This is a genomic window from Neisseria sp. HMSC03D10 (assembly GCF_001807625.1).
In the GTDB taxonomy this organism is placed as follows: domain Bacteria; phylum Pseudomonadota; class Gammaproteobacteria; order Burkholderiales; family Neisseriaceae; genus Neisseria; species Neisseria mucosa.
In genome coordinates this window covers 12,476-21,965 of record NZ_KV789491.1, presented here as the reverse complement: position 1 = coordinate 21,965, position 9,490 = coordinate 12,476, and the positions used below count along the sequence as shown (strand labels likewise).

Genomic DNA, 9,490 nt, shown 5'->3' with positions numbered 1-9,490 from the left:
CTCTCCCCGCGGGAGAGGGTTAGGGAGAGGGCAATGAGCCGCAGGCTTATATTTAGTCGATACGCCTGCAAAATAAAAGGAGACGAAATGCCTTTTACCGATGAAGAAGCCCAATCCCTGCTTGCCGTCAAAGGCATAGGCAAAACCGTATTGCAGCGTTTGCAGCAAATGGGTTTGGATGATGTTGCCACGCTGGCGGCAGCGGATTTGGACGATGTTTTGGAACAGGGCGCGAAATTGACCGGCTCGACCTGTTGGAAAAACAGTCCGCAGGCAAAAGCCGCCGTTTCTGCCGCGATAGCGTGGGCAAAACAGCGTTTTCAGACGACCTGAAAGGCAAGAGGTCGTCTGAAAATGAAAGTAGGTAAAACAATGATTGTGAAATAAGGAAAGAAGCATGATTACCATCACAGAAAACGCAGCCAAATACATCAACAACTACCTGACCAAACGCGGCAAAGGCTTGGGCGTGCGCTTGGGTGTGAAAACCAGCGGCTGCTCGGGCATGGCATACAACCTTGAATTTGTCGATGAAGCGAACGAGGACGACCTGATTTTCGAAGAAAACGGCGCGCGCATTTATATCGACCCGAAAAGCTTGGTTTATCTGGACGGCACGCAAGTCGATTACACCAAAGAAGGTTTGCAGGAAGGTTTTAAATTCGAAAATCCGAATGTCAAAGACTCTTGCGGCTGCGGCGAGAGCTTCCACGTTTAAGACATAAAAATGGCGGGACAGTATCAAAACCGTCCCGCCATTTTTTCGCTTCCTGCCTGTTGTAGCTGCCTTTGCCTTTTCTTTTCCGTTCCACCTTGTGTCGGAACAAATCGGATTTCACTAAGGCTTTTAAAGCATTGTCGCGTATTTTGCCTTTGTTGTGCTGCACTTTACTGCTCATATTCAGTCCTTTGGGTTAAGAATCAGCGGATTATAAGGCAAAATCAGGTTTCTGCCGAACATTTCACATTAATTATCCCGCCATGTCCCAATATTTCACACTCTTCCAGCTTGAACCCGCTTTCGATATCGACGCCGAAAGCTTGGAGCAAACCTACCGCGCCTTGGCTGCCCGTTTCCATCCCGACAAATTCGCTTCATCCTCCGCTTTCGAGCAAAAGCAGGCAGTTATGATGTCTTCCACCATCAACGATGCCTACCGTACCTTGAGAAATCCCATTGACCGCGCGGCGTATCTGTTGAAAACGTTGGGCATAGACGCCGATGCGCCGGAGCATACCTCTTTCGCTCCTGAATTTCTCATGCAGCAAATGGAATGGCGCGAAGCGCTGATGGATGCGCAAATGGCGCAAAACAACGAAGCCCTGCGCACGTTGGATCAAGAAATCAGCCGCGAACAAGACAAGCTGTATCAAGATTTGCGGACGGCCTTTGCAGCGAAAGACCACGAAGCTGCCGCTCAATGGGTGCGCCACGGCAGGTTTTTAAACAAACTGCGCAACGAAATCGCCGCCGCGTTGCAAGATTAAATACCCAGATTTTGAGCATCTGAAAGGTCGTCTGAAAACCGGAGTAAGGTTTCAGACGACCTTTATTGCTTATTTCATCATGTTGTATGCCATTATATTTTCAAAATTTAACACAAATCCGAATTTGCCTTATTTCATAAGCGCATAGCCGAATGAGGGTTTTGATGCTAAAAAACGCATCTTTGCGGTAAGGCTTGAATCATAGGGAAAGAGGTCGTCTGAAAGAAAATTGGGAAAAGCCCGATTTCAAAACAGCGGCCTTGTCAAGACTGGATAAGCGACGAAAAATACACTATATTGTGCCACTCGATATTAATACATACTGTATCTTGTGTTTCAGGATGGAGAAAGCTCACGATGAATGCACCGACTGATTTGAAAGTAACCAAGCGCGACGGACGTTTGGAAAATCTCGACTTAGACAAAATCCACCGCGTCGTTACTTGGGCGGCGGAAGGCTTGAAAAACGTTTCCGTATCGCAAGTCGAGCTCAAATCGCACATCCAGTTTTACAACGGCATCCGCACCGACGACATCCACGAAACCATCATTAAGGCGGCTGCCGACCTGATTTCGCAGGATACGCCCGACTATCAATATCTCGCCGCGCGTCTGGCGATTTTCCACCTGCGCAAAATCGCTTACGGCGAGTTCGAACCGCCGCATCTCTTCGACCACGTTAAAAAACTCACCGATGCGGGCAAATACGACCGCCACATCATCGAAGATTACAGCCGCGAAGAGTTTGACGAGCTGAATACCTATATCGACCACAGCCGCGACATGACCTTTTCCTACGCTGCCGTGAAGCAGCTCGAAGGCAAATATCTGGTGCAGAACCGCGTGACCCGCCAGATTTATGAAACGCCGCAGTTTTTATATATTTTGGTGGCGATGTGCCTCTTCAGCAAATACCCGAAAGAGACCCGTTTGGATTACGTCAAACGCTTTTACGACGCCGTTTCTACGTTTAAAGTATCGTTACCGACCCCGATTATGAGCGGCGTGCGCACGCCTACGCGCCAATTCTCAAGCTGCGTATTGATTGAATGCGACGACAGTCTGGATTCCATTAACGCCACCACCAGCGCGATTGTGAAATACGTTTCCCAACGCGCGGGCATCGGCATTAACGCCGGACGTATCCGCGGTTTGGGCAGCGAAATCCGCGGCGGCGAAGCGCAACATACCGGCTGCATTCCGTTTTTCAAAATGTTCCAAGCGGCGGTTAAATCCTGCTCGCAAGGCGGCGTGCGCGGCGGCGCGGCAACCTTGTTCTACCCCTTGTGGCACATCGAAGCCGAAAGCCTGTTGGTGTTGAAAAACAACCGCGGCGTGGAAGACAACCGCATCCGCCAGCTTGATTACGGCGTGCAAATCAACCGCCTGCTGTACACCCGCCTGATTAAAGGCGGCAACATCACGCTGTTCTCGCCCAACGAAGTTCCCGGCCTGTATGACGCGTTCTTTGCCGATCAAGACGAATTCGAGCGTCTCTACACGAAATACGAGCAAGACCCGAATATCCGCAAGCGTACCTTGTCGGCTACCGATTTGTTCTCCACGCTGATGCAGGAACGCGCCGGAACAGGGCGCATCTACATCCAAAACGTTGACCACTGCAACACGCACAGCCCGTTTGACCCGCGCGTCGCGCCCGTGCACCAGTCCAACCTGTGCATGGAAATCGCCCTGCCGACCAAACCGCTGGACAACATCAACGACCCGAACGGCGAAATCGCCCTGTGCACCTTGTCCGCCTTCAACTTGGGCGCATTAAACAGCTTGGACGAGCTGGAAGGGCTTGCCGATTTGACCGTGCGCGCACTCGATGCCTTGCTGGATTATCAAGACTATCCGGTCGAAGCCGCCCGTACCGCGACCATGAACCGCCGCACGCTCGGTATTGGTGTCATCAACTACGCCTACTATTTGGCGAAAAACGGTGTCCGTTACAGCGACGATTCCGCACTCGGCCTGACCCACCGAACCTTTGAAGCCATGCAGTATTACCTGCTCAAAGCATCGGTGAACCTTGCCAAAGAATATGGCGCATGCCCGCTGTTCAACCAGACCGTTTATTCGCAAGGCAAACTGCCCATTGATACTTACAAAAAAGACTTGGATGCCGTGTGCAGCGAACCGCTGTTGTGCGACTGGGAAAGCCTGCGCGCCGACATCGTCAAATACGGCCTGCGCAACTCTACACTGACCGCACTCATGCCGTCTGAAACCAGCTCGCAAATCGCCAACGCCACCAACGGCATCGAGCCGCCGCGTGGATTGGTAACGGTCAAAGCATCGAAAGACGGCATCCTGAAACAGGTCGTGCCGGAGTTTGAAACCCTGAAAGACGCCTACGAAACCCTGTGGCAGCTTCCGGGCAACGAAGGTTATCTGAAACTTGTCGGCGTGATGCAAAAATTCGTCGATCAGGCGATTTCCGCCAACACTGCCTACGACCCGGGCAAATTTGAAGGCAACAAAGTTTCCATGAAACAAATGCTCAAAGACTTGCTGACCGCCTACAAATACGGCGTCAAAACCCTGTACTACCACAACACCCGCGACGGAGCGGACGATACGCAGACTGATATTCAGGATGACGGCTGCGCAGGCGGGGCTTGTAAGATTTAACTTTGCAATTAACCTATTTGAAAGTGAAACAGGCTATGCAAAGCAAGCAGATAAAAGAACCCAAGCTTTGGAAATCTTACGATGAGCAGTTGGAAATTCTGAGAAGTAGAGGATTGCAGATTGATGATGAGAAAAAGGCATTAGGATATTTACGCACCATCGGTTATTACCGATTAAGCGGTTATTTTTACTCTTTCCGACAATTTGCTCCTGAAAATCCTAAGAGCAGGTTGGATGAGTTTATTACAGATACTCGTTTTGAAGATGTCAAAAGCCTTTATATGTTCGATAAGAAATTGCGGCAATTGGCATTAGATGCACTGGAAAGAATTGAAGTAGCTCTTCGGGTAAATATTGCCCATACATTGGGGCGGCATGGTCCCTTGGCTTACAAGGATAGCAAATATTCTACCCCAGGCTTCGACCATGCTGAATGGCTGGATAGGCATAACAAGCTGGTCGAGCGCGAAAAGAAAACCAGTTTTGTTAAACATCATTTGGAACATTATGCCGACTTACCTGTCTGGGTAGCCTGCGAAGTATGGGATTTCGGCACGATGTCTATGCTGTATAAAGGGATGTTGAATAAAGATAAAGACCCTATTGCCAAATTGTATCGTTTGAAAGATGGTAAGCATCTACAAACACATCTGCACGCATTTAACTTTATTCGCAACGTTTCGGCACATCACAGTCGATTATGGAATAGAGACATTACGTTTAAAGCCAGCTTGAAAGGTTTGTCTGATGCAGAATGGAAATCACTGTCTATCAATAAACCGTTTGTGTATTTTTGCCTGATGAAACGGATGTTGGATGTTATTTGTCCGCGAACCGAATGGGGAAGCCGTCTCCTTGCTTTACTGGATGAGTTTCCTGATGTCGTGAATAAAGCTGTAAGTTTGCGCGATATGGGTTTGGAAAATGATCCGCGAAACTGGAGATTGTGGCAAAGATAAAAGAAAGCCCCCAACCTTGTTGCTCCAACCGCGTAGGTTGGCAAAGTTGGGGGAGTTGTTAGGGAGGATTATAACTAACAGCTATATTTAAGGCAAGAATTTAATGTACAGATACATTCAGACGACCTTACTTAAAACATATAAGGTCGTCTGAAATCCAAATTCCTAAATTTAAATAAACCTGAGAAAAACCCATGTCCTGCGAACACCTAGTCATGTCATACAGCACCTTTTCCAAAACCAAAAACGATGCGCTTAAAGAGCCTATGTTTTTCGGTCAGCCGGTGAATGTCGCTCGTTATGATCAGCAGAAATACGAAGTATTTGAAAAACTGATTGAAAAGCAATTGTCTTTCTTCTGGCGGCCGGAAGAAATTGACGTGTCGCGCGACCGTATCGACTACGCCAATCTGCCCGAACACGAAAAACACATTTTCATCAGCAATCTGAAATACCAAACCTTGCTCGATTCCATTCAAGGCCGCAGTCCGAACGTTGCCTTACTACCTTTGGTGTCGATTCCCGAACTGGAAACTTGGATTGAAACGTGGAGCTTCAGCGAAACCATCCACTCGCGCAGCTATACCCACATTATCCGCAATATCGTGAATGATCCGTCGGTCGTGTTCGACGACATCGTGCAGAATGAATACATCATTGCCCGCGCCGAAGATATCGCCTGTTATTACGATGATTTAATCGAATATACCCAGTATTACAACCTATTGGGCGAAGGGACGCACAATGTCGGCGGCAAGCTCGTTACCGTGTCTTTGCGCGAGTTGAAGAAAAAACTCTATCTCTGCCTGATGTGCGTCAACGTGTTGGAGGCCATCCGTTTCTACGTTTCATTTGCCTGCTCGTTTGCTTTTGCCGAGCGCGAGTTGATGGAAGGCAACGCCAAAATCATTAAACTGATTGCCCGCGACGAAGCCCTGCACCTGACCAGCACCCAGCATATGCTCAACCTGATGCGTGCCGGTTCAGACGACCCTGAAATGGCGGAAATCGCCGTCGAATTGCAGGACGAATGTTTCAAACTCTTTAAAAAAGCGGCGGAGCAGGAAAAAGAATGGGCGGCCTATCTGTTTAAAGACGGTTCGATGATTGGTCTGAACAAGGAAATTTTGGCGCAATACGTCGAATACATCACCAACCTGCGTATGCAGGCGGTCGGTCTGCCCGCAGGATTCGAAGGCGCTACCCAAAACCCGATTCCGTGGATTAACGCGTGGCTGTCGTCCGACAACGTGCAGGTCGCGCCGCAGGAAGTGGAAATTTCTTCTTACTTAATCGGTCAGATCGATTCGGAAGTCAGCGCGGACGATTTGGGCGATTTCGAACTGTAATCAAACTCGGCAGTTTTTCCGCATTTCCATCATCAGAGGTCGTCTGAACAGGTATAGTAACGAAATCAAAGATTTCGGTTATGCCGTGCAGACGGCCTTTCCCGCTTAAACAGATAACAATGGCACTCATCAGCACACACGATAAAACCTTCGAGCTTCAAGGGGGCGAAACCTTATTGGAGGGCTTGGAGCGCACCGGACACGAGGTCGAATACCAGTGCCGCAGCGGTTATTGCGGTTCCTGCCGCGTCAAAATATTAGACGGCAGGGTGTCCTACGACGATTTCCCGCTGGCGTTTGTTGCGCCCGGTGAAATTCTGCCGTGTTGCTGTCGGGTAAATGAAGACATTAAGGTTGATTGCCGCGCTCGAATGAGCGAACCAGATTTGTTCGATGTCGGTTTGTTTGATGAACAGGAATAACTTTAATTGATTAGATTGGTAGTGGATTCGAATAGGGATATGGGTATTTTTATTTGAAGCTATCAACTGACTGATTTTTATATTTTAAATACACATTACTGGAAAAATAAAATGATCAAAAACAATACATCCCAATTTTTCTTATTATCCGTCGCCGTCTTATTGGCGGCTTGCTCTCCTGAAAAACAGGATAAGGTAAAAGAATCTGCCGCTTCTGTGCCTTTATCTTCTGTTTTCGAGAAATCCAATACAAATGATAAGACCGTAGAAACGGACATAAACAAAGTAGAAAGCGCACCTTCTTCAAACTGCACCAACCTGCATCAGATTGGCGGCATTGATGATTTTGTCCGTCAGGTTGCCGAGAATATCGATTCCAGTTGTTTGTTTGAACGCAGCCCTAAAGAATTGGCGGCGGTTTGGGGCATTCCCGGTGGAGACGATCCGCTGGAGCAGGCACTGTTCCCTGATATTGATCCGAATGATCCTAAAAACGTTGATAAAGTGATAGAGGCTATTGATCAGATGGTAAAAGGGGAGCGGAGCTATAATCAGCAGGCGGTAGAACCGGTGGTACAAGAAATGAAAGCACTTAGGCGGCGGGATACTTTGGTTTTATCAACAGGCAAACAGACAAGCCAAGGTTCAAATGAGCCGCTGAGGATAACGCGGAATTTCGACATAGAAGGAACGCCGGAATATCTCAAGAAATATGGCGGCGGGTTTGGCGGCAGTTTTCAAAACATCAGCCAGCTGCCCGAATATTTGAAATCGCGCGGGAAGATTTTTGAGGCGCAACGGGTATTCCGCCTTTTCAACCGCGACCACAGCCCTGATAAACCTTATCTGGAAATCGTGTTTGACGAAAGCGGGAAAATCGTTTCGATTACCGTATATGAGAATGTTTCCAATCCGGCAAGTGGAATTCATTTGATGTAATGGGTTTGGAGCACAAACGGAGAGGGTGGGAATCTATAGTGGATTGACCTTAAACCAGTACGGCGTTGCCTCGCCTTAGCTCAAAGAGAACGATTCTCTAAGGTGCTGAAGCACCAAGTGAATCGGTTCCGTACTATCTGTACTGTCTGCGGCTTCAGCCTTGTCCTGATTTAAAGTTAATCCACTATAAAATCATCGAGCGTTCGTTGAGCTTTTGATGCGATAGCATTTTGATTGTAAGCCTTCAATTCAATATCGAAAAGGTCGTCTGAAACCTGAATCGGGTTTCAGACGACCTTTTGTTGATGTGTTCGAGCTTAACCAAATGCTTAACGGCTGTCTTTCCATTGGTAATATTTCGAGCCGAGGAAGGAGCCGAGTTTGCGCAGGAAAGGTTGGGTAATGATGCTCGGGTGTTTGAGTTTTTCAAACGGTTTCAGACGACCATTGTCGCCCATGATGGCTTCGGCGATGGCAAGGCCTGCTATGCCGGTAATTGCCATGCCGTGTCCGGAATAGCCTTGGGCATAGTAAACAGTAGGCGCGAGTCTGCCGAAGTGGGGGGCGAGGTTGGCGGTGATGTCGCATTCACCGCCCCATGAATGTTCGATTTTGACATCGGCAAGCTGGGGGAAGACTTTGAGCATGTCTTGGCGGACAAACTCAGTCATGCGGGCGGGGTCGTCGATGAACTCGTTGTCTTTACCGCCGAAGAGTAGGCGGCCGTCGGCGCTGAGGCGGTAGTAGTCGAGGACGTGGCGGTTGTCACAGACGGCCATGTTGTTACGGATAAGTTCTTTGGCGCGTTCGCCCAGCGGTTCGGTGGCGATGATGAAGGTGCTGACGGCGATGGCTTTTTTTTCCAATGGCTTGAATTTTTGATGCAAACCGGCGTAGGTGTTGACGGCATACACGAGGTTTTGGCATTCGATGCTGCCGTCCGGGGTATGGACGAGCCAGCCGCCTTGATAGGGTTCGATACGGGTCATCGGGGACTGTTCGAAAATCTGCGCGCCTGCTTCGGCAGCGACGCGGGCGATGCCCAGGGTATAGTTGAGCGGATGGAGATGGCCGGAATGAGGATCGAACTGTGCGCCCAAGTACATATCGCTGGCAAGTTGTTGCTTGAGTGTGGCTTTATCCCAGAGTTGGTAATGGGTAGCGCCGTAATGTTGTCGGGCGTGTTCATGCCATTGTTGCAATTCTTCCCAATGCTGCGGGCGGATGGCGACGGTGGCATAGCCGCGCTGCCAGTCGCAGGCGATTTGATGTTTTTTAACCCGTTCGTCAACGAGTTCGACGGCTTGCAGGGATTGCTGCCAAAACCAGCGGGCTTGTTCCAAGCCGACTTGTTTTTCGATTTCTTCCATACCGCAGGCGTAATCGCTGATGACTTGCCCGCCGCTGCGCCCTGATGCGCCGAAGCCGATACGGGCGGCTTCGAGTACGGTAACTTCGCGTCCGTTTTCGGCAAGGGGAAGGGCGGTGCAAAGTCCTGTCAATCCTCCGCCGATGACGCAGGTCTCGGTTTTCAGACGACCTTCAAGCTTGGGATAAGCGGCGTGGGGATTGATGGTGCTGAAATAATAGGAGGGAAGGTATTCTTTGAAATTGGGATGAATCATAGGGTAATGCTTTGTGTGGTTTCAGACGACCTTTGGAGGGTATAGTGGATTAACTTTAAACCAGTACGGCG

At 49.2% G+C, this 9,490-nt stretch carries 10 protein-coding genes; 8 read left to right on the top strand and 2 right to left on the bottom strand.

Annotation, left to right across the window (positions count from 1 at the left end; all coding sequences use genetic code 11):
* The first annotated feature begins 87 nt into the window (after positions 1 to 87).
* Together HMPREF3066_RS01175 and iscA are read left to right on the top strand one after the other, a co-directional pair.
* Positions 88 to 333 carry a recombinase RecA gene (locus HMPREF3066_RS01175; protein WP_045073670.1) on the top strand — a complete coding sequence of 82 codons (246 nt, stop codon included), beginning with the start codon at positions 88 to 90 and terminating at the stop codon, positions 331 to 333.
* Positions 334 to 397: 64 nt separating this feature from the next.
* Positions 398 to 718 carry an iron-sulfur cluster assembly protein IscA gene (gene iscA, locus HMPREF3066_RS01170; protein WP_070439910.1) on the top strand — a complete coding sequence of 107 codons (321 nt, stop codon included), beginning with the start codon at positions 398 to 400 and terminating at the stop codon, positions 716 to 718.
* Here the strand turns inward: iscA and HMPREF3066_RS11900 are convergent.
* Positions 678 to 899, bottom strand: coding sequence for an alternative ribosome-rescue factor A (locus HMPREF3066_RS11900; RefSeq protein ID WP_003746467.1), 222 nt, complete (start codon positions 897 to 899; stop codon positions 678 to 680). The two genes, iscA and HMPREF3066_RS11900, sit on opposite strands and share 41 nt — an antisense overlap.
* Before the next feature lie 82 nt (positions 900 to 981).
* On the opposite strand from HMPREF3066_RS11900, the gene hscB reads away from it, so the two are divergent.
* The 6 genes from hscB (at position 982) to HMPREF3066_RS01140 (ending at position 7,794) form a co-directional block, all read left to right on the top strand.
* The gene (gene hscB, locus HMPREF3066_RS01165) at positions 982 to 1,488 is read left to right on the top strand and encodes a Fe-S protein assembly co-chaperone HscB (protein ID WP_049227354.1); all 507 of its coding nucleotides are present in this window, start codon (positions 982 to 984) and stop codon (positions 1,486 to 1,488) included.
* 357 nt (positions 1,489 to 1,845) lie between these two features.
* Positions 1,846 to 4,125, top strand: a complete 2,280-nt coding sequence (nrdA, locus tag HMPREF3066_RS01160) for a class 1a ribonucleoside-diphosphate reductase subunit alpha (protein WP_039408025.1) — start codon at positions 1,846 to 1,848, stop codon at positions 4,123 to 4,125.
* A gap of 35 nt (positions 4,126 to 4,160) precedes the next feature.
* A complete protein-coding gene (locus tag HMPREF3066_RS01155) occupies positions 4,161 to 5,084 on the top strand; it encodes an Abi family protein (protein WP_203026119.1) in 924 nt (307 codons plus the stop codon).
* Between the two features lie 215 nt (positions 5,085 to 5,299).
* Positions 5,300 to 6,433 carry a class Ia ribonucleoside-diphosphate reductase subunit beta gene (gene nrdB / locus HMPREF3066_RS01150; RefSeq protein ID WP_003756859.1) on the top strand — a complete coding sequence of 378 codons (1,134 nt, stop codon included), beginning with the start codon at positions 5,300 to 5,302 and terminating at the stop codon, positions 6,431 to 6,433.
* A 119-nt stretch (positions 6,434 to 6,552) separates the two neighbouring features.
* The gene (gene yfaE, locus HMPREF3066_RS01145; protein ID WP_070439908.1) at positions 6,553 to 6,855 is read left to right on the top strand and encodes a class I ribonucleotide reductase maintenance protein YfaE; all 303 of its coding nucleotides are present in this window, start codon (positions 6,553 to 6,555) and stop codon (positions 6,853 to 6,855) included.
* 111 nt (positions 6,856 to 6,966) lie between these two features.
* Positions 6,967 to 7,794, top strand: coding sequence for an NMB0938 family lipoprotein (locus tag HMPREF3066_RS01140; protein WP_070439907.1), 828 nt, complete (start codon positions 6,967 to 6,969; stop codon positions 7,792 to 7,794).
* A gap of 329 nt (positions 7,795 to 8,123) precedes the next feature.
* On the opposite strand, the gene HMPREF3066_RS01135 is transcribed toward HMPREF3066_RS01140, so the two are convergent.
* Positions 8,124 to 9,419 carry an NAD(P)/FAD-dependent oxidoreductase gene (locus tag HMPREF3066_RS01135; protein ID WP_070439906.1) on the bottom strand — a complete coding sequence of 432 codons (1,296 nt, stop codon included), beginning with the start codon at positions 9,417 to 9,419 and terminating at the stop codon, positions 8,124 to 8,126.
* Positions 9,420 to 9,490 lie beyond the last annotated feature (71 nt).

Coding starts and splice junctions, on each gene's coding strand:
- HMPREF3066_RS01175 (WP_045073670.1), top strand. CDS start 88: ATGCCTTTTACCGATGAAGAAGCCCAATCCCTGCTTGCCGTCAAAGGC.
- iscA (WP_070439910.1), top strand. CDS start 398: ATGATTACCATCACAGAAAACGCAGCCAAATACATCAACAACTACCTG.
- HMPREF3066_RS11900 (WP_003746467.1), bottom strand. CDS start 899: ATGAGCAGTAAAGTGCAGCACAACAAAGGCAAAATACGCGACAATGCT.
- hscB (WP_049227354.1), top strand. CDS start 982: ATGTCCCAATATTTCACACTCTTCCAGCTTGAACCCGCTTTCGATATC.
- nrdA (WP_039408025.1), top strand. CDS start 1,846: ATGAATGCACCGACTGATTTGAAAGTAACCAAGCGCGACGGACGTTTG.
- HMPREF3066_RS01155 (WP_203026119.1), top strand. CDS start 4,161: ATGCAAAGCAAGCAGATAAAAGAACCCAAGCTTTGGAAATCTTACGAT.
- nrdB (WP_003756859.1), top strand. CDS start 5,300: ATGTCATACAGCACCTTTTCCAAAACCAAAAACGATGCGCTTAAAGAG.
- yfaE (WP_070439908.1), top strand. CDS start 6,553: ATGGCACTCATCAGCACACACGATAAAACCTTCGAGCTTCAAGGGGGC.
- HMPREF3066_RS01140 (WP_070439907.1), top strand. CDS start 6,967: ATGATCAAAAACAATACATCCCAATTTTTCTTATTATCCGTCGCCGTC.
- HMPREF3066_RS01135 (WP_070439906.1), bottom strand. CDS start 9,419: ATGATTCATCCCAATTTCAAAGAATACCTTCCCTCCTATTATTTCAGC.